Genomic DNA, 18,323 nt, shown 5'->3' with positions numbered 1-18,323 from the left:
CCCCGCCCCCCCGCCCCCCGCCCCCCGCCCCCCCGCCCGCCCCCCCCCGCGCCCCCCCCCCCCCCCCCCCCCCCCCCCCCCCCCCCCCCCCCCCACGACCGGCGCTCCGGCTCGCCAGGTGCGCGAGCCGCCCCTGCTCTGAAGCCCGCCGGCGGCGGAGCGGATGACCTCGAAAGGCTCACTGAGGTGAAACCCACACCAAGACAGGCCGCCGTCTCGTGATCCGCGATCTCTTGCTGCGCTGGGTCGTCACCGCGGTCTTCGTCCTCTGCGCCACCGAGCGCGGGTACGGCATCGTCATCGGCCGCCTTTCGCGGACCGACCTCGTCGGTCATGGACTGCACGCGCTGATGGCCCTCGCGATGGGCGTGATGGCCTGGCCGGGCGGCGCCGCCCTCCCGGCAGCCGGCCCCTTCCTGTTCTTCCTGCTGGCGGCGCTCTGGTTCATCGCGATCACGCTGGGCCAGGCAGAACACCGTCGGGCCAACGGGTATCACGCGGTGATGATGCTGGCGACGGCCTGGATGTACGCGACGATGAGCGGCATACTGCTCCAGGCTCCGGTCGAGGCCGCCGGCCGGCACGATTCGCCGTCGATGCCCGGCATGGACCTGCCCGCCATGGCCGCACCCGGTACTTCACCGTTCATCTCCGGGCTGAACTGGTTGTGCGCCATCGGGTTCGCTGTCGCCGGTGCGGCGTGGTTGTGGTGGCTCTTCGTCCGCCGGCGGACCGCGCCTCCTCCTCCGGGCCGGGTACAGGTCGGCATCGCGGCTCAGGCGGTGTCGGCAGTGGGCATGGCCGCCATGTTCGCCGTGCTGCCGTAGGGCTCAGGCCACCGGTTGGGCTTCGGCGAGTTCGCCGGCAAGAAGATGATCAGGTCCCGAACGGGTCCGGCGCCGCAGGACGCGGCGCGCGCTCACCAGGGCCTGCACGCTGATCAGCACCCACACCGAGTTCGCGGCGACCCCGGGCCAAGAGCCGCTGGCCGCCGCCGAAACCGCCAGCAGCACGGCGCCCGACAAGTTGAGGGACTGGAACGTGGCCGAGTCCGGTTCGACCAGCCGGCGCGACACGAGGCCGTACGCCGCCGCGGTACCCAGGGCGCCCGCCCACCCGGCCAGCTGCGCGGCCAGGGACAAGATTTCCTCCATGCCGCCATGGTGACCGCCGCGGTGGGTGCAGCGCAATCGAACTTATCTGCTCCAGGGGTTAAGCTGTACTGAATGCAGATCGATCCGCGCCGGCTCGCCGTGCTCCTGGCCGTCCACCGGGCCGGCGGTGTGCTGGCGGCCGCCGACGTCCTGCACCTGACTCCGTCCGCCGTGTCGCAGCAGATCGCCCGGCTCGAGGAGGCGACCGGCACGGCGGTGCTGGACCGCCAGCCCAGCGGCGCCGTCCTGACCCCCGCCGGACGCGTGCTGGCCGAAGCGGCCGAGCACATCGAGGCCGAACTCACCGACGCGCGCAAAGCCCTTGCGGCACTGCGGGAAGACGTGACCGGCACGGTGGTCGTCGCGGCGTTCCAGACGGTCATCCGCACGCTGCTGATCCCCCTCGTGCACCGGTTGCAGGAGCAGTTCCCCGGGCTGGACGTGGTCATCCGGGAGATGGGGAGCGAGCAGGCCCGGCAGGCACTCCGGTCGGGCGCGGTGGACCTGCTCATCCTGGAAGCCGACCACTCCGGCGGGCCCGCCGGAGCGCCACGCGGCACGCGGGACGTGCCGGTCCTCGAAGAACCGTGGCTCGTGACCATGCCGGCCGCGCTGGCGGACCCGGTGAGCACGGCAGACCTGGAACACCTCCCGTGGCTCGGCGTCGATCCGGGCGCACCGGCGGCGCACACCGTCACCGAGCGAGCGCGCCGCGGGCTGCCGGCGGCGCCTCCCCCGCTGCACAGCTACCACGACTACCACGTCGCGCTGTCCATGGTCGCGGGTGGTCTGGGCATCGCGATCCTGCCCGCGCTCGCGGTGCGGGGAGCGCTGCCGGAGGGCGTGAAAGCGGTGTATCTACCCGGCTTGGGGACCCGCACCCTGATCGCCCGCCACCGCACGACTCGCTCCGAACCGCGGAAGGAGGTGCTCACCGTGCTCGACGCGATCATCACCCTGGCCGCCGAACTCGACCCGAGCGTGCCGTGGACCGGGGAAGCGAGCCCGGGTGCGCCGGCAGGCTGAAGTCCGGGCCTCGGCGCTGAGGCAGCCGATCTCCGTGGAGCCGCGCACCACGCCGGATCGCTAGTCTTCCTTGGCCTTCTCCCGCGAAGCCTGCACGCGCGCTATCCGCTGGGCAGTCCGGCGGAGGTGCTTGGTCATGATGTCGCGCGCCTTCTCGGCATCCCGCGCGCCGATGGCCTCCACGAACTCGCGGTGCTCGCTGGTGCCCCGGTGGCCCATCAGCGGCGCGGCGACCTGAGCCTCGCGCAGCGACATCAGCAGCGGGCCGTGGAACGAGTGCACCAGCATCTCGATGGCGGCGTTGTGGGCGCATCGCGCCACCCGGACGTGGAACGCGGCCGACATCTCCATGTTGTACTCACCGCGCTTGAGGGCGGCCTGGTGCTCGCGCGTCATCTCGCGCAGTTCGTCGACGTCCTCTTCGGTCGCCCGCTCGATCACCATCTCGATGATGCCGAGCTCCACCACCTGCCGGGCCTCGATGACCTCCGGTCCCGTCATCGGCGAGAGGTTCACCAGGTCGGCCAGGTTCGCCCCGAGCTTGGTCGACGAGGGCGTGGTGACGAACGCGCCGCCGCGCGCGCCGACCCGGATCGCGACCAGGCCCGCGGCCTCCAGCACGCGCAGCGCCTCGCGGACGGTGACCCGGCTGACGCCCATCTGCTCGCACAGGTCGCGCTCGCTCGGCAGCCGATCGCCGGGACGCAGTTTGTCGGCGCGGATCAGCGAGCGGATCTGCTCAACGATGACCTCCGACATCCGGTTCGACGACACGACGTCGAACAGTGCGCTGTCCGCCCGCGGAGCCGCCCCGGCTCCGCCCCGCCCTGCTGGTGCCATGGACCAATCCTCTCACAGGAACCCGCGAACCTCGCCGCCGAAGCGCCCGATCAAGGGTTGACCGGCAGCTGGAAGGCGCCTTATGGTCGTATCGTCGTTCGGTCTAACCAATAGACCAGAGCACGAGATCACAGCACGCGAACAGCCAGGAGGCATCGTGAGGGAGTCCGTCGCGCTCGCCTGCCGGGTACTGGCCGCGACCGGCCTCGTCGAGCACGTGCTCGGCCACATCAGCGTCCGCACGTCGCCGGACGAACTGCTGGTGCGCTGCCGCGGCCCCCAGGAATCCGGCCTGCGCTACACGACGGCCGAGGACATCCGGCCGGTGCCGCTCCACGGCAAGCCCGAAACCGGCGCCTGGAGCGTGCCCAACGAGTTGCCGATCCACACCGAAGTGCTGCGCCGGCACCCGGAAGCGACGGCCGTGGTGCACGCGCACCCACCCGCCGTGGTCACCATGTCCCTCGCCGGGCTGCCGTGGCTGCCGTTGTTCGGCGCGTACGACATCCCCGCCGCGCGGCTCGCCGCGGACGGCATTCCCGTGTGGCCACGGTCGGTGCTGGTGAACGACCACGACCTCGCCGGGCAGATGGCCGACGCGCTGGGCGAGAAGCCCGTGCTCGTCCTCAGTGGACACGGGCTGGTCAGCGTCGCCGGCGGCGACCCCGAGACGGCGGTGGCCCAGGCGGTGCTGCAGGCCATGGCGGTCGACTCCCTCGCGCGCCGGACCCTCGCCGTCGCCCACGCCGGCGGCAAGCCGGTGGCGATCCCCGACGAGGACCTCGCGCTCCTGCCCGACCTGGGCGGGGCGTTCACCGTGGCGACCATGTGGCGGCACGTGGTGCGGCGAACCGAAAACCCCTGAATTCCCCGCGAGTACGAGAAGGAGAGCAGCAGTGCGTGACGAGTACCTGAAGGGTGTCCTGGCCAGCGAGAAGAAGAACCTCGATTCCTCCGAGATCGCGGCCCGCGACGAGTTCAACCGGCAGCACCCGCCGAACAAGGGCCTGGTCGTGGAGGACGACCTGCGGAAGATGGAGCTGCCGGCGCGGCCGTGGCGCAACAACCGCGGCCACTACTTCGACCTCGCCGACTACGAGGTGCTGAGCGCCCACATCTCGGAGCTCAAGCCGGGCAACAACTCCGTCCGCCACCGCCACACCACCGAGGCCTACCTCTACGTGGTCAAGGGGCACGGCTTCTCGCTCATCAACTACGACGACGAGCCGATCGAGGTCGTCGAATGGCAGGAGGGCACGCTGTTCGCGCCGCCGCGGTGGGCGTGGCACCAGCACTTCAACCTCGACGGCAACGACACCGCCCGTTACCTCGCGATCCAGGACACGGGGCTGCTGCGCACCATGCGCCTGCACAACATCGAGCGCCACGGCGTCCAGCTCTCCCCCGAGGAGGGCAAGAAGATCCTCGACGCCGCCGCCGAGGCGGGCACCACCCACGGCGCGCGCAAGTAGCCGGCCCCGGCCGTGCTCCGGCGAGGAAGGCGGGAGCACGGCCAGGCCCCGAACCCATCCCACGTGAGGAGTGCCCGTGTCCGAATGGCTCGACCCGAACGTCGCGACATCCTGGCTGGAACAGGACAAACTCGTCGGATTCCTCGTGCTGCCCCGGCGGATCGCCGCCACGCTGGTGGCGGGCGACCGGCCGCGGACGAAGCTGGTGGCCGACATCGGCAGCGGCCCCGGTGACTTCCTGGAGGTCCTGCTCGACCTCTTCCCCGCCGCGCACGGCGTCTGGACCGACGTCTCCACCGTGATGGCCGACGCCGCCCGGGAGCGCCTCGCCCGCTTCGGCGACCGCGTTTCCTACCAGCTCACCGACATGACGAACCTCGCGGACCTGCCCGGCGACCTCGACGTGGTGATGACGTCGAGGGCCAGCCACCACCTGGACCCGGCGCAGCTGGCGCGCTTCTACACCGAGGCGGCCGAGCACCTGGCGCCCGGCGGCTGGCTGCTGAACCTCGACCACATCGGACCCGGCCCGGTGTGGGACGCGCGGCTGCGCGCGGTCCGCAAGCAGCTCATCCCGCCGTCCGACAAAGCCGGTGCCCACCAGCACAGCGACGCCCTGCCGTCGGTGACCGACCACCTCGAAGGGCTCGCGAAGGCCGGGTTCACCGACCTCGAAATGCCCTGGCGCGGCCTGTACACCTGCCTGTTCACGGCTCGCCGTGACGGCTGAGGCACCCGGCCGCCTCGCCCGCGTCCGCGCCGCGCTGAGCGGCCGGGAGTGGGCGTCGCTGGCCGGTATGGCCACGGTCATCCTGCTGCTCAACCTCGTCGGCTGGGGAGTGCTCGGCCTCGTGGTGGCCCCGGCGCACCACGCGCTGGCTGGCGGCGGGTTCTTCGGCGTCGGGCTCGGTGTCACGGCGTTCACGCTCGGGTTGCGCCACGCGTTCGACGCCGACCACATCGCCGCCGTCGACAACACCACCCGCAAGCTGATGGCCGAGGGCGGACGGCCGTTGTCGGTCGGGTTCTGGTTCTCGCTCGGGCATTCGACCGTCGTGTTCGGACTGTGCCTGCTGCTCTCGCTCGGGGTGCGCGCGCTCGCCGGGCCGGTCACGAACGACTCGTCGGGGCTGCACCGGGTGACCGGCCTGATCGGCACGTCGGTGTCCGGGGTGTTCCTCTACGCCATCGGGATCGTCAACCTGGTGGTGCTGGTCGGCATCCTGAAGGTGTTCCGCGAGATGCGCCACGGCCGGTTCAGCGAAACCGAGCTCGAGGAGCACCTCGCGCGACGCGGGGTGCTGAACCGGCTGCTGTCGGGCGTGACGAAGGCCGTGCGCAAACCCTGGCACATCTACCCGGTGGGTGTCCTCTTCGGACTCGGGTTCGACACCGCGACCGAAGTGGGCCTGCTCGTGCTGGCGGCGGGCGCGGCCACGTTCGCGCTGCCCTGGTACGCGATCCTCGTACTGCCGGTTTTGTTCGCGGCGGGGATGACGCTGTTCGACACCGCCGACGGCTGCTTCATGAACTTCGCCTACGGGTGGGCGTTCGCGAAGCCGGTGCGCAAGGTCTTCTACAACCTCACCGTGACCGCGCTGTCGGTCGCCGTCGCACTCGTGATCGGGACGATCGAGCTGCTGTCGATCCTCACCGACCGGCTCGGGATCGTCTCGGGCCCGCTCGCCGCGATCGCCGACCTCGATCTGAACAACGTCGGCTTCGCGATCGCCGGGCTGTTCGTCGTGACCTGGCTCGTCGCCGTCGTGATCTGGCGGGTCGGCCGGATCGAGGAGAAGTGGTCGCACCACCTCTCCCCCGACCCCGACCGTTAGGCGCCCGGCCCGCCGAACAGCTCCGCCACGCCCGCGACGGTGATGCCCTCCATCACCTCGCGGGCGGTGTGCGCCACCGGCAGGTCGTGGTCCACGCCCCCGGCCATGCGGAAGGCGTTGGCCAGATCCTTGCGGTACCAGGTGAAGCGCATCAGCTCGAGCTCGGCCAGCGTGGTGCTCGCGGCCGGTCCGTCGAGCAGGGCCGGACGCAGCTTCGCCGGCTCGACGCCGAGGCTGCGCCCGAGCCGCATCGCCTCGACGATCGCCGTGATCTGCCCCCAGTGGCACAAGTTGTTCACCGTCTTGCCGACCTGCCCGGAGCCGAGGGGACCGAGGTGGTGCACCGCTTTCGTCCACGGTGCGAGCGCCGGGCGCACGCGGTCGAGCACAGCTTCGTCGCCACCGACCAGCAGGGCGATCTCCCCGTTCTCCGCTCCGCGGACGCCGCCGGTGAGGGCCGCGTCCAGGACGGCCACGCCGGCGGCGACAGCCTCGGCCTCGACGCGGTGACAGGTCTCGGGCGTCACCGAACTGCAGATCAGGAGCACGGCCCCGCGCTTCGCCGCGGCCAGCACGGCCGCCGACACCTCGAGCACGTCCTCATCGGACGGCACGATGACGAGCACCACGTCGCACCCGCCGAGCTCCGCCGCGGACGCGGCCGCCCGCGCTCCCGCTGCGACGTGTTCATCCACTGTGGATCGGTTTCGGTCGAACACCACCGTGTCCTGGCCGGCGCCGGTGAGGTACCGGGCGATCGGCCCGCCCATCGCACCCAGCCCGGCCACGCCGACGCTCCCGGTTCCGTGGTTCGACATCAGCACCTTCCTTCCCGCTGACGGGGACACCCCGCAGCAGTCAACCGGAAGGGGCCTGCCTCGCTGCGGAACACGAGACAGGCCCCTTCGACGGACTTCGACGGACGATCAGGCGGACGTGGTCGCGGCTTCGGCCAGCTCGCCGGTGTACTCCGGAGCGTTTTCGAAGTAGTGCACCTTGTCGTAGCCGAGGTGCTTGAACATGCGGTTCTGCGCGGACAGCAACCGCAGCGGGGTGCCGTCCGCGGCGAAGTGCACGGCGATCGTGTTCTGCGGGACGTAGAGCGTGTCGCCCTTCTTGATCTCGTGCCGCGTCGGCGTCTTCGCGACCCGCGCGTAGTACTTCTCCGCGATCTCCTCCTGCACCTCCCAGTGCAGCGAATAGCCGGAACCGTCGAGCACGTAGAGGATCTCGTCGGCCATCTTCCAGTGCTTGCCCGAGCGGCTGCCGGCCGGGATGTCGAGCTCGAAGACGTCGACGGAGAACTGGCGCAGGTCGGTCCGCTCGGGACTGTTGAGCACGCGGACGCGGCCCATCGGGGTGGTTTCCCAGACCGTGTCCTCCTGCCGCACCACCTTCTTGCGCTCCAGCACCCCGTCGGTCCAGATCCGCGACCAGTCCTCGCGCTCGCCGAACTCGTCCGGCCGCTCGATCGGGCCGCTGCGGCCCTGCTGCAGCAGACCGAGGAACATCCACGTGCACTTGGCCTTCATCACCAGCGCGACGGCTTTTTCGTCGTACGGGTTGTAGTGCCGGTGCACGGAGTCGGTGTGCACGAAGACCAGCTCCCCGGCCTTCCAGTCGTACCGCTGGTCGTCGTGGATTTCGTAGCCGGCGCCTTCGAGGATGTAGAAAGACGCCTCGTTCTGGTGACCGTGGCCGCGGTTGGAGCTGTGCGGCGGCAGCTCGACGAAGTGCACCTGCAGCGTCTGGGTCAGGAATTCCTCGTCCCCCGGCCCGACCCGCCACCACGTGCGGGACTTCTCCGAATCGCCGGAGTGCGCGACCTTCGCGTCGTCGACCACGACCGAGTCGTCGCGGACCCGTTCGGCGGCCAGCTGGGCCTGTCGGAACTGACCGAGCCCGTAGGTCTCAGAAGTCAAGCCACGTACGAACACGCGTCCCTTCTTGCCCATGCGTTCCTCGCTTTCCCGCGCCTTGGCGCATTTCGACTACAGGCAGAAGATGTTCCTCCCGGACGGCTGCCCGGGTACGCTCCGAAGTATAGGCCTAACTGTCCTACCAATCCAGAGACCGAAGGCCCGGGAGGCTTCGTTGAGCGACATCCACCTCAGCATCGCGACCACCGACTACGACCACTTCCGCGACTTCCGCGCCGGCGCCGTGCGCGCGCAGGGCATCGACCACACCTGGTCGATGCTGAGCCACCACGAGATCTTCGCGCGGTTCACCGCTAACCGGGAGTGGGACGTGGCGGAATTGTCCTTCGCCAAGTTCAGCGCCCAGATCACCCGCGACGATCCGGACATCGTGGGACTGCCGGTCGTCTGCTCGCGGCTGTTCCGGTTCGGCTCCTTCTACGTCAACCGCAAAAGCGGGATCCGCTCCGTCGAGGACCTGCGCGGCAAGAAGGTCGGCTCGCCCGAGTGGGCCCACTCGGCGGCGGTCTACATGCGCGGCTGGCTGCACAACGACATGGGCGTGAAACTCGACGAGATCGAGTGGTACCAGGCCGGCGCGAACGCCCCGGGCCGCGTCGAGAAGGTCGAACTGACCCTGCCGCCCGGCGTGCGGCTCACCCGCGTGGCCGACCGGTCGCTTTCAGACCTGCTCGCCGCCGGCGACCTCGACTGCGCGATCATCGCCCGGCCGCCGACGTGCTTCCTCGAAGGCCACCCCGACGTCGTGCGCCTGTTCCCGGACTACCGGGAAAAGGAACAGGAGTACTACGGGGACACCGGCATCTGGCCGATCATGCACCTGATCGCGATGCGCCGGCAGGTCCTCGACGAGCACCCGTGGGCGGCGCGCAACCTCTACAACGCCTTCCTGGAGTCGAAACAGCGCAGCGTCGAACGGCTCCTCGACCCCGCCGTTTCGCGTTACCCGCTCCCCTGGCTCGCCACGTACGGACGCGAGATGCGCGAGCTCTTCGGCGGCGACCCGTTCCCGTACGGCATCGAACCCAACCGCGCCACATGGGAACAGCTGCTCACCTACGCAGCCCAGCAGGGCATCGCGCACCGGCTCGCCACTCCCGACGAGATCTTCCCGCCCGGGATCATGACGGAGGTGGTGGTCTGAACCTGACCTGAAACCCACCGGACAAATCGGCCATTCGGCCCTGGGTTTTCCGTCGGGCTTTGACACAATGGCTGCCACTTCGCCACAGGACGAGCCCGCCGGCACCCCGCCGCGCACGGGCCGGGCCACCCTGCGCCCGCCGTCCGAAGTGGATCCGCCCGCCGGGGGTTTCGATCGGGAACAGCATCGATCTCAACGGTTGACAAATGGTCATACCATAGGGCCATACTGCTCCTTACCGATCGGCCCGCCGCCTCAGGCACGGGTCCTTCGGCATCCGAATCCCTGCGACAGTTCCGCACTCACATCGAGGTGAGCCCGCCTTGTTCCCGCCGGCGGTCCCTCACCGAAGGGAACCGCAATGCACAAAAGGCGAAGCATCCGGCGGACCGTTTCGGCCGTCCTCGCCGGCGGCCTGGCGTTGACGATGGCCGCCGCGTGCGGCTCCGACGCCGCCGGCTCCTCGAGCCAGGCCCAGACCGCAGCCGACAAACTGTCCCCCCAGCAGCTCGCCGCGGAAGCGGCGAAAGAAGGGCAAGTGGTCTGGTACACCACGTTCGCCGACGCCGACGTCGCACCGATCATCGCGTCGTTCAACAAGGTGTACCCGAAGATCAAGGTCAACGCCCTGCGGCTGAGCGCCGACAAGATCCCGCCCCGGGTGATCACCGAGCAGCGCGGCGGCAAGTACAACGCCGACGTGGTCTCGGGTGACTCCCCGCAGATCGCTCAGCTCCTGCAGGCCGGTGCCCTGCAGCCCTACCACCCGGTCGACGCCGCGCCCCTGCCCAAGGGACTCAGCCTGCCCGACGGCTACCAGGGCGTCGTGTACGCCGTCACCACGGTGCTCTCCTGGAACCCCCAGGTGCTCAAGCAGAAGGGGCTCACCGCGCCGACGTCCTGGGAGGACCTGACCAAACCGCAGTGGCGCGGCCAGTTCTCGATCGACCCCGGCGCGGTCAACTGGTACGACAGCCTGATCGCCGCCATGGGCCACGACAAGGCGCTGGCACTGCTGAAGGGGCTCGGCAACAACGCGCCGGTGTTCGTCGAGAGCCACACCCAGTCGCTGACGAACGTGCAAGCCGGTGAGCCGCTCGCCGCCGCGACCGCGTACGGCTACAAGGCGTCCAGCCTCAAGAAGAAGACACCGAACACCCTGGACTTCGTCAACGGCACGCCGCTGCCGGCGTCGCTGAACCTCATCGACGTCGTCAAGAACTCGCCGCACCCCAACGCCGCCCGGCTCTTCGACGACTGGATGGTCTCCAAGGCCGGGCAGCAGGAGATCGTCGACGTCACCAACCACACGTCGGTCCGCCCGGATGTCACCAACGACGCGAAGGTGTGGGACGAGGCGAAGTGGCCGGCCGCGTGGGGCCACCCGAACCTCTCGCAGGCGGACTACAACAACGAGCTCGCGGAAATGAAGTCGGCCCTGAAAGCACCGTGACTCCCGAGGGCCGGGGCGGACGCCCCCGGCGAAAGGACCAACGATGACCCTGCTGGACACCCGACCCGGCGGCCCGGCACCCACCGAGCCCGGCCGGGCCGCGGAGACCCCGCGCCGCCGCCGGTCCTGGCGGTCCCTGCTGCAACCGCGGTACCTCACCCTCGCCATCGCGGCGATCGCGGTGGCCTACCTCGCGCTGGTGCCGGTCGGCACGATGATCTACGCCAGCCTGCAGACCTCGTTCCTCGGCACCGGCGGTTCGGTGTGGACACTGGACAACTACGTCAAGACGTTCACCTCGGACGGGTTCGGCACCCTGGTGCTCAATTCGTTCCTGTACGCCGGGATCACCGCGATCGTGTGCACGGTGATCGGCTTCGGGCTGGCGTGGCTGGTGAGCCGGACCAACACGCCGTGCAAAACGTTCGCGCAGCTGGCCGCGCTCGTACCGCTCATCGTGCCGGGGATCCTCAACACGGTGGCTTGGGCGCTGCTGCTCTCCCCCGAACGCGGACCGCTCAACGGTGTCCTGCGGTCACTGGGACTGCCGATCTTCAACATCTACTCGATCCCCGGCATGGTGTTCGTCCAGTCCATCCACGTCGCGCCCGTCGCGTTCCTGATGGGCACAGCGGCGTTCAGCTCGATGGACTCGTCGCTGGAAGAGGCCGCGCTCGCGTCCGGCGCCTCGCCCGTGCGCACGTTCCGGGTGATCACGCTGCGGATGGCCCGGCCGGCGATCCTGTCCGCCGCGCTGCTGATGTTCATCCAGACGATCTCGACGTTCGAAGTACCGCAGCTGATCGGCGTGCCGGGCCACACGTACGTGTTCGTCAGCCGGATCTACAGCGCCCTGCAGGCGTTCCCGGCCGACTACGGCACGGTCGGCGTGATCGGGGTGTTCGTGCTGGTCATCGCCTCGATCGGGCTGATCCTTTCGCAACGGCTGAGCCGGCGCTCGGCGACGCAGACGATCACCGGCAAGGGATTCCGCTCGACGGTGCAGGACCTGGGCAAGTGGCGCTGGGCCGGGCTCGCCGTGTTCATCCTCTTCTTCCTCGTCGCGGTGGTGCTGCCGCTGGCGATGCTGATCTGGTCGTCGCTGCTGCCCGGGTACGAACCGCCGTCGCTGAAGGCCCTCGAAGACCTGAACTTCGGCAACTACGCCCAGATCTTCCGGCAGCCGGCCCTGATCGACTCGGTGCGCAACAGCGTCGTCACCGCGGTGAGCTCGGCGCTGATCGTCACCGCGCTCAGCGCCGTGGTCGCCTACATCACGGTGAAGACCAAGGTGTTCGGCCGGGGGCTGCTCGACGGGCTGGCGACCGTGCCGATCGCCGTGCCCAGCATCGTGATGGGCGTCGGCATCCTCTACTGGTACCTCGCCGCTCCGCTGCCGGTGCACCTCTACGGCACGCTGACGATCCTCGTCGTCGCGTTCGTGACGATCAGCCTGCCGTACGCGATGCGGTACCTCGTGCCGGGCATGTCGCAGATCAAGGACGAACTCGAAGAGGCGGCGACCGCGAGCGGCGCCGGCTGGAACCAGACCTTCCGGCGGGTGTTCGTCCCGCTGCTCATGCCCTCGCTGCTGGCCGCGTTCCTGTACACGATGATCGTCGCCTTCCGCGAGATCTCCGCGGCGATCTTCCTGTACTCGTCGGGGTCGGAGGTCGTGTCCGTGAGCATCTACGACCTCTACTCCAACGGCTCGTACCCGGTGGTCGCCGCGCTCGGCGTGGTGATGGTGCTGTTCCTGACGATCCTCGTCGCCGGTGTCCGGCTGCTCGGGCGCCGGTTCGGGATCCAGGGCATGAATCAGAGCTGAGCAGATCCGACAACAACCCCCGCAGGAGAGTGGGATCCGAAGATGATCAGGCTGACCGGACTGACGAAACGATTCCCGGGCCGGACCGTGGTGGCCAACGCGGTCGACGGGATCGACCTGGAGATCGCCGAGGGCAAGCTGGTGACCCTGCTGGGCCCCAGCGGCTGCGGAAAAACCACCACGCTGCGGCTGATCGCCGGGCTGGAACGCGCCGACGCCGGCGCGATCGAACTCGACGGCAAGGTCGTTTCCGACCCGCGCAACGGGGTGTTCGCCGGCGCGCACCGCCGGCCGATCGGGATCGTGTTCCAGTCCTACGCGATCTGGCCGCACATGTCCGTGGTGCAGAACGTGATGTTCCCGCTGCGCGTCAGCAAGCCCCGCGTCCGGGCCGCCCAAGCCCGGCAGAAGGCGCTGGACGCGCTCGAGCTCGTGGGTCTCGCCGACCTCGCCGAACGCCCGGCGCCGGCGCTGTCCGGCGGCCAGCAGCAGCGCGTTGCGCTGGCCCGCGCCCTGGTGCGCGAGCCGAAGGTGCTGCTGCTCGACGAGCCGCTGAGCAACCTCGACGCCGGCCTGCGGGACCGGATGCGCGACGAGATCCGCGCCGTGCAGCAGCGGCTGGGCATCACCACGGTGTTCGTGACGCACGACCAGGACGAGGCGCTCGCGGTGTCCGACGACGTGGTGGTGATGAACAGCGGGTCCATCGTCGAGCGCGGCCGGCCGCAGGAGATCTACGCCCGGCCGCAGCAGGAGTTCACCGCACGGTTCCTCGGCGTGTCCAACACGCTGACCGGCGTGGTCACCGAGGTGCTCGACACCGGCGTGTGCGTGCAGGTCGGGCCCGGCCGCCTGGTCTGCAGCGCCAGCTCCGAGCTGAGCGCGGGCGACACCGTCAGTGTGTTCATGCGGCCCGAAAGCTTCGGCTTCTCCCGCAAGCAGCACGACGCCGAGGCCTGGAAGGGCACCGTGGAGTTCAGCATCTACCACGGCGACTGCTGGGACTACTACGTGCGGCTCGGCGACGACGTGGTGAAGGTCCGCGTCTACAAGGAGAAGGTCGGCCTCGCGCACGGCGACCCCATCTTCCTGCAGCCCGAGCCCGAGGACGCGATCGTCCTGCCCGCGCACTGACCCGAGAGGAGTGCGGCCGCCGATGACCGCCCCGTACCCCCTGTCCGCTCAGGCTCCCGGCGTCCCCGCCCCGCTGCCCGGGTTCGACTACCCGGCTCCGCGGTTCCCGGGTTACCTGCTGCAGGAGCGCACCGACGACCTCGAGGAGCTGATGCCGCTGGCCCGGGCGCACGTGCGCCGCCGCTACGGCCGGTCCGCGCTCGGCGACGTCCGGCCCGGGGACGAGCTGCTGATCGTCACCTTCCCGCACCAGCACGAGCTGGTCTTCCGGGCGATCCGCCAGGCGCTGCTGGAAATCGGCGTCGAGCGGGTCGACCGGATCGACGTCACGGACCTCGGCATGGAGGTGAAGGAGTACAGCGCGGCCGAGGGCTGGCGCGAGATCACCGACCGGCTGCCGCCGATGGTCGAGGACGGCATCGAGTTCAACGTCGCGGCCGCGGCGCTCAAGCGCTTCCTCGACGACCGGCCCGGCTACACCGGCGTCTACGCGGGTGAAGCCGGGCGCTCGCACTGGAAACGCGCCGCGGGCAAGCGGATCCGCAACAACTGGGTGTACTCGACCTACGAGGACTTCATCTCCCGCGCCAACGGGATCCCCGACGAGATCTGGCGGACCGTGGACCTGATGGTGGTGGACGCGTTCCGCGACGCCGCCGAGGTCCGCATCACGAGTCCGGAAGGGACGGACCTCGGCTGGCAGGTGACGCCGCAGCAGGCGGAGCTGTGGCCCAAGGGCGCCTACATCTCGGGCCACATCCTCGGTTCGACGATCCAGGGCATCCGGTTCGGTCACCCGGCGGAGACCTTCCTGCGCGAGGCGAAGACGCTGATGCCCACCCTCAACGGCGTGATCGGCGGGACCAGCAACCACACCGGCTACTTCCCGCACGCGTCGGTGACCATCGAATCGGGGATGATCACGAAGATCGAGGGCGGCGGCCGCTACGGCGAGCTGTGGCGCGAGGTCGTGGAACGCTACCGGGACACGCACTACCCCGGCTTCCCCTACCCCGGCTGGGCGTACTTCAACGACGCTTCGATCGGCACCAACCCCAAGAGCTACCGCCAGATCGAAACCCTGTGGAAGTACAACGACTCCTGGACGAACCTGCCCGAACGCGCGCAGGCCGGCGTGATCCACTTCGGCTTCGGCGCCGAGCACTGGGACCAGACGTTCCTGTCCTACGCCAAGGAGAACAAGCTGCCGACGATGCACTTCCCCCACGTGCACAACCTGTTCGCCACCTACGAGATCCGCCGGCGCAGCACCGGCGAGTGGGTGAAGGTGATCGACAAGGGCCGGATCACCGCGCTCGACTCCGAACGCGTCGTGCGCCTCGCCAGCAGCCTGGGCGGTACGCACCACCTGGAGTACGACTGGATCCCCGCGGTGCCGGGCATCAACTACCCCGGTGACTACCACCGGGACTACGCGCCCGACCCGGTGTCGTGGATCCGCCGCGAGCAGAGCGGGGAGTTCGCCCGATGACCGCGCCGTTCTACCTGCCGGCCGGCGACGAGGTCGAGCTGTTCCGCGCGGCCTACGACCAGCGCATCCCGGTGCTGCTCAAGGGGCCCACGGGCTGCGGCAAGACCCGGTTCGTCGAATACATGGCGTGGGAGATCGCGAAGCAGCGTTCGGCGGCGCCCCCGGCCGAGCCACTGGTGACGATCACCTGTCACGACGACCTCACCGCGGCCGACCTCGTCGGGCGGTACCTGCTCTCGGCCGAGGGCACGACGTGGCTCGACGGGCCGCTGACCCGGGCCGCCCGCACCGGCGCGATCTGCTACCTCGACGAGGTGGTCGAGGCCCGCAAGGACACCACCGTCGTGCTGCACGCGCTGAGCGACCACCGGCGCACGCTGCCACTGGAACGGCTCGGCACCGAAGTGCCGGCACACCCGGACTTCCTCCTCGTGGTGTCCTACAACCCCGGCTACCAGGCCACGAGCAAGGACCTCAAACCGAGTACGCGCCAGCGGTTCCTGGCCATCGAGTTCGGCTACCCGGACGCCGAGCTGGAGGCCGAGATCATCGCGCACGAGGCCGGGGTGCCCGCCGACGTCGCCGCATCGCTGGCCGCGCTCGGCGCGCGGATCCGCAACCTCGACGCGGCCGATCTCGTCGAGGGCCCCAGCACACGGCTGCTGGTGCACGCCGGGGCCCTGATCGGGCGCGGGGTGGCCCCGCGGCGGGCGTGCGACCTCGCGCTCGTGCTGGCCACCGGCGACGATCGCGACGTGCAGGACGCCGTCCGGCAGGTGACGCACGCCGTGTTCGCGGCATGACGGCGGCGCTGGCGCAGCTGACCGGCTCGCTCTCGCTGTACTACCGCGCGCTGTGCGGGCGGGGCTGCGAACTGGTGCCCTACGACGATGATGCCGAACTGCGCCAGCGCCCGGACACCGCCACGACCGTACGGCTCCCGTCGCACGTCCACTCCGGACCGTCGTGGTACCGGGTGGCGCTCACGCACCGGGCGCTGCACCACGAACTCGGCACGTTCGAACTCGCCCTCGATCGGCCGGAGCCGTTCTTCCGGCGGCTGCGCCCGGCGAACCTGCGCGGCGGGCTCGACCGCTTCGCCGGCCTGTTCGGCCGGACGGCGCTCGCCGTCGAGGTGTTCACCGCGCTCGAAGACCTGCGCGTGGACGCCGCGGCCCTGCGGCTGTTCCCCGGCTTGGCGCCGGACTACGAGCGGGTGCGCCACGACGAGCTGGCGACGCGGCCGGAGCTCGCCGAGCTGCCCGCCCGCTCGGCGGCGGCCGAGGCACTGGTCCGGCTGAGCCTCGGCGCCACCTCGGTCCGGCTGCCGCGGTCGCTGCACCCGCCCGTCGCCCGGATGGCCGCCGTGGCCCGGGTCCTGACCGACCCGCGGTCCACTGTGGAATCGGCTGCCGAAGCGGCGATCCGGTGCTACGGCGTGCTCGTGCGGCTGCCGAACCTCGAACCGGCCACGGGTCCGGACGGGGACCTCGCGTTCGCGGAGTCCGAGGTGGACGACGACTTCACCCTGCCCGGCCGGGAGCTGCGGCTCGAGGGTGTCGAGGTGTTCGACGTCCGCTTCACCCCCGTGCGCTACCGGGACGTGCCCGGACCGCGGTACCTGGGGTTGCAGGCCTCCGGGATGCCGCTCACCGAGGCGATCCTCCGGATGACGGGCGAGGAAACGAAGGCGGCCGACGAGTTCACCGAACGCGCGCTGGCCGCCGAAAGCGGACAGGTCGACGTCACGACGCCTGCGCGGCCGCCCGAACCGCTGCCGCACGACCACGGCCCCGATCTCGACGATCACCACCACGCGGAATCCGGGCCGGTGCACGCGAGCGGACGGCACGAATTCACCTACCCGGAGTGGGACCACCGCGCCGGCCGGTACCTGGCCGACTGGTGCCTGGTCCGCGAGAAGCGGCCGCGCTCGGGCCGCAGCGGCAGCGGGCACCGCGAGGCGCTCACCCGCAACCGGGCGCTGCTGCCCGCGCTCACCGCGCAGCTGGAACGGATGGCGCCGCTCGGGCGCCGCCGGCGCACGCGGCTGCGCCACGGCGACGACCTCGACCTGGACGCCTGCGTCGAAGCGATGGCCGACCTGCGGACCGGCCGCACGCCAGGAGAAGCCGTGTACAGCGCGCTGGAGCCGGTGGCCCGCGAGGTGGCCGTCGCGTTCGCGCTGGACCTGAGCTCGTCGACGGCCGAGCGCCTGCCGGAGCGCGACGGCGGGGTCCGCCGGATCCTGGACCTGGAGCGGGAGTCGGTCGCGCTGCTGCTGGAAGCCCTGGAGCGGGTCGGCGACAGCTACGGGATCTACGGCTTCTCCGGCACCGGCCGCACGGACGTCACGCTGTCGGTCGTGAAATCCCTCGGCGAACGGCGCACCCCGGCGACCCTGCGCCGGCTCGCGGGGCTCGTGCCGCAGCACACCACCCGCATGGGCCCGGCCATCCGCCACCTCACCCGCCGCCTCGCCGCGCACGACGCCCCGGCGAAGCTGCTCATGCTGATCTCCGACGGCCGCCCGTTCGACCTCGACTACGGCCAGCAGTACGGCGAAGACGCGGTGCTGGGCTACGCGCTGGCTGACACGACCCGTGCCCTCGCCGAAGCCCGCCGCGCCGGTGTCCGGCCGTACCTGATCACCGTCGACCCCGCCGGCGGCGACTACCTCGCCGCGATGTGCGATCCGGACGAGTACCACGTGATCACCGACCCCCGCGACCTGCCGGCGGCCCTCGCCCGGCTGTACGTCACCGCCCGGCGCGCTTAGGAGCTGTCCTGCAAGTCATCGGAGCCACAGGACGATGGCGGCGATGGTGAGTTCGGCCTGGTAGCAGGTGGCGCGTTGGGCGTTGCGGTCCGGGCGCCGGCCGAGTGCTGATTCGCTCGGACCACACCCGAATCCACCGAGACGACCCACTCAAGCGCACCACCAGCGCCGTCTTTGACGATCACGTGGTCAAGGATCTTGTCCCCGGTGCCGTCCTTGGTCCACA

General features: G+C 70.3%; 17 protein-coding genes. 13 read left to right on the top strand and 4 right to left on the bottom strand.

All coding sequences use genetic code 11. The features are described from left to right. Positions 1–218 precede the first annotated feature (218 nt). Positions 219–827 (top strand): DUF5134 domain-containing protein, encoded by a 609-nt coding sequence (locus ACIA77_RS45635; protein ID WP_395892440.1) that lies wholly within the window; start codon positions 219–221, stop codon positions 825–827. A 3-nt stretch (positions 828–830) separates the two neighbouring features. On the opposite strand, the gene ACIA77_RS45630 is transcribed toward ACIA77_RS45635, so the two are convergent. Further along, positions 831–1,154: a hypothetical protein gene (locus tag ACIA77_RS45630; protein ID WP_395892439.1), complete on the bottom strand. Its 324-nt coding sequence runs from the start codon at positions 1,152–1,154 to the stop codon at positions 831–833. Between the two features lie 72 nt (positions 1,155–1,226). On the opposite strand from ACIA77_RS45630, the gene ACIA77_RS45625 reads away from it, so the two are divergent. After that, positions 1,227–2,180: a LysR family transcriptional regulator gene (locus ACIA77_RS45625; RefSeq protein ID WP_395892438.1), complete on the top strand. Its 954-nt coding sequence runs from the start codon at positions 1,227–1,229 to the stop codon at positions 2,178–2,180. Positions 2,181–2,240: 60 nt separating this feature from the next. Here ACIA77_RS45625 and ACIA77_RS45620 read toward each other — a convergent pair whose 3' ends face one another. After that, positions 2,241–3,020: a FadR/GntR family transcriptional regulator gene (locus tag ACIA77_RS45620; protein ID WP_395892437.1), complete on the bottom strand. Its 780-nt coding sequence runs from the start codon at positions 3,018–3,020 to the stop codon at positions 2,241–2,243. 157 nt (positions 3,021–3,177) lie between these two features. On the opposite strand from ACIA77_RS45620, the gene ACIA77_RS45615 reads away from it, so the two are divergent. The 4 genes from ACIA77_RS45615 (at position 3,178) to ACIA77_RS45600 (ending at position 6,327) form a co-directional block, all read left to right on the top strand. Then, positions 3,178–3,885, top strand: a complete 708-nt coding sequence (locus ACIA77_RS45615) for a class II aldolase/adducin family protein (protein WP_395892436.1) — start codon at positions 3,178–3,180, stop codon at positions 3,883–3,885. Positions 3,886–3,916: 31 nt separating this feature from the next. Continuing rightward, a complete protein-coding gene (locus ACIA77_RS45610) occupies positions 3,917–4,492 on the top strand; it encodes a cupin domain-containing protein (RefSeq protein WP_395892435.1) in 576 nt (191 codons plus the stop codon). Between the two features lie 76 nt (positions 4,493–4,568). Further along, positions 4,569–5,222 (top strand): class I SAM-dependent methyltransferase, encoded by a 654-nt coding sequence (locus ACIA77_RS45605; RefSeq protein ID WP_395892434.1) that lies wholly within the window; start codon positions 4,569–4,571, stop codon positions 5,220–5,222. 67 nt (positions 5,223–5,289) lie between these two features. Then, positions 5,290–6,327 (top strand): HoxN/HupN/NixA family nickel/cobalt transporter, encoded by a 1,038-nt coding sequence (locus ACIA77_RS45600; RefSeq protein WP_395892441.1) that lies wholly within the window; start codon positions 5,290–5,292, stop codon positions 6,325–6,327. On the opposite strand, the gene ACIA77_RS45595 is transcribed toward ACIA77_RS45600, so the two are convergent. Together ACIA77_RS45595 and ACIA77_RS45590 are read right to left on the bottom strand one after the other, a co-directional pair. Beyond that, complete coding sequence (locus ACIA77_RS45595; protein ID WP_395892433.1) at positions 6,324–7,145, bottom strand: NAD(P)-dependent oxidoreductase; 822 nt, start codon at positions 7,143–7,145, stop codon at positions 6,324–6,326. The genes ACIA77_RS45600 and ACIA77_RS45595 overlap by 4 nt on opposite strands. Positions 7,146–7,253: 108 nt before the next feature. Further along, positions 7,254–8,282 carry a cupin domain-containing protein gene (locus ACIA77_RS45590; protein WP_395892432.1) on the bottom strand — a complete coding sequence of 343 codons (1,029 nt, stop codon included), beginning with the start codon at positions 8,280–8,282 and terminating at the stop codon, positions 7,254–7,256. 139 nt (positions 8,283–8,421) lie between these two features. Between ACIA77_RS45590 and ACIA77_RS45585 the strand changes: the two genes are divergently transcribed. The 7 genes from ACIA77_RS45585 to ACIA77_RS45555 all read left to right on the top strand — a co-directional run bounded on the left by ACIA77_RS45585 (position 8,422) and on the right by ACIA77_RS45555 (position 18,097). Further along, positions 8,422–9,411 (top strand): hypothetical protein, encoded by a 990-nt coding sequence (locus ACIA77_RS45585; protein WP_395892431.1) that lies wholly within the window; start codon positions 8,422–8,424, stop codon positions 9,409–9,411. Between the two features lie 361 nt (positions 9,412–9,772). Next, a complete protein-coding gene (locus ACIA77_RS45580) occupies positions 9,773–10,864 on the top strand; it encodes an ABC transporter substrate-binding protein (protein ID WP_395892430.1) in 1,092 nt (363 codons plus the stop codon). A 43-nt stretch (positions 10,865–10,907) separates the two neighbouring features. Continuing rightward, on the top strand, positions 10,908–12,692 hold the full coding sequence (locus ACIA77_RS45575) for an ABC transporter permease (protein ID WP_395892429.1): 1,785 nt from the start codon (positions 10,908–10,910) through the stop codon (positions 12,690–12,692). Positions 12,693–12,734: 42 nt separating this feature from the next. After that, positions 12,735–13,826 carry an ABC transporter ATP-binding protein gene (locus ACIA77_RS45570; RefSeq protein WP_395892428.1) on the top strand — a complete coding sequence of 364 codons (1,092 nt, stop codon included), beginning with the start codon at positions 12,735–12,737 and terminating at the stop codon, positions 13,824–13,826. A 22-nt stretch (positions 13,827–13,848) separates the two neighbouring features. Next, positions 13,849–15,318, top strand: coding sequence for a hypothetical protein (locus ACIA77_RS45565; RefSeq protein ID WP_395892427.1), 1,470 nt, complete (start codon positions 13,849–13,851; stop codon positions 15,316–15,318). After that, positions 15,315–16,121, top strand: coding sequence for a CbbQ/NirQ/NorQ/GpvN family protein (locus ACIA77_RS45560; protein WP_395892426.1), 807 nt, complete (start codon positions 15,315–15,317; stop codon positions 16,119–16,121). The genes ACIA77_RS45565 and ACIA77_RS45560 overlap by 4 nt, the downstream gene beginning before the upstream one ends. Further along, positions 16,118–18,097, top strand: a complete 1,980-nt coding sequence (locus ACIA77_RS45555) for a nitric oxide reductase activation protein NorD (protein WP_395892425.1) — start codon at positions 16,118–16,120, stop codon at positions 18,095–18,097. Before ACIA77_RS45560 ends, ACIA77_RS45555 begins: the two co-directional genes overlap by 4 nt. Positions 18,098–18,323: the final 226 nt, after the last annotated feature.

It is taken from the genome of Amycolatopsis sp. NPDC051903 (assembly GCF_044452505.1).
Taxonomy (GTDB): domain Bacteria; phylum Actinomycetota; class Actinomycetes; order Mycobacteriales; family Pseudonocardiaceae; genus Amycolatopsis.
Note: the sequence above shows the minus strand (reverse complement) of the source record. Positions and strands in the feature narration are given on the sequence as shown.

Coding starts and splice junctions, on each gene's coding strand:
- ACIA77_RS45630 (WP_395892439.1), bottom strand. CDS start 1,154: ATGGAGGAAATCTTGTCCCTGGCCGCGCAGCTGGCCGGGTGGGCGGGC.
- ACIA77_RS45600 (WP_395892441.1), top strand. CDS start 5,290: ATGGCCACGGTCATCCTGCTGCTCAACCTCGTCGGCTGGGGAGTGCTC.
- ACIA77_RS45565 (WP_395892427.1), top strand. CDS start 13,849: ATGACCGCCCCGTACCCCCTGTCCGCTCAGGCTCCCGGCGTCCCCGCC.
- ACIA77_RS45575 (WP_395892429.1), top strand. CDS start 10,908: ATGACCCTGCTGGACACCCGACCCGGCGGCCCGGCACCCACCGAGCCC.
- ACIA77_RS45580 (WP_395892430.1), top strand. CDS start 9,773: ATGCACAAAAGGCGAAGCATCCGGCGGACCGTTTCGGCCGTCCTCGCC.
- ACIA77_RS45570 (WP_395892428.1), top strand. CDS start 12,735: ATGATCAGGCTGACCGGACTGACGAAACGATTCCCGGGCCGGACCGTG.
- ACIA77_RS45590 (WP_395892432.1), bottom strand. CDS start 8,282: ATGGGCAAGAAGGGACGCGTGTTCGTACGTGGCTTGACTTCTGAGACC.
- ACIA77_RS45595 (WP_395892433.1), bottom strand. CDS start 7,145: ATGTCGAACCACGGAACCGGGAGCGTCGGCGTGGCCGGGCTGGGTGCG.
- ACIA77_RS45560 (WP_395892426.1), top strand. CDS start 15,315: ATGACCGCGCCGTTCTACCTGCCGGCCGGCGACGAGGTCGAGCTGTTC.
- ACIA77_RS45620 (WP_395892437.1), bottom strand. CDS start 3,020: ATGGCACCAGCAGGGCGGGGCGGAGCCGGGGCGGCTCCGCGGGCGGAC.
- ACIA77_RS45625 (WP_395892438.1), top strand. CDS start 1,227: ATGCAGATCGATCCGCGCCGGCTCGCCGTGCTCCTGGCCGTCCACCGG.
- ACIA77_RS45555 (WP_395892425.1), top strand. CDS start 16,118: ATGACGGCGGCGCTGGCGCAGCTGACCGGCTCGCTCTCGCTGTACTAC.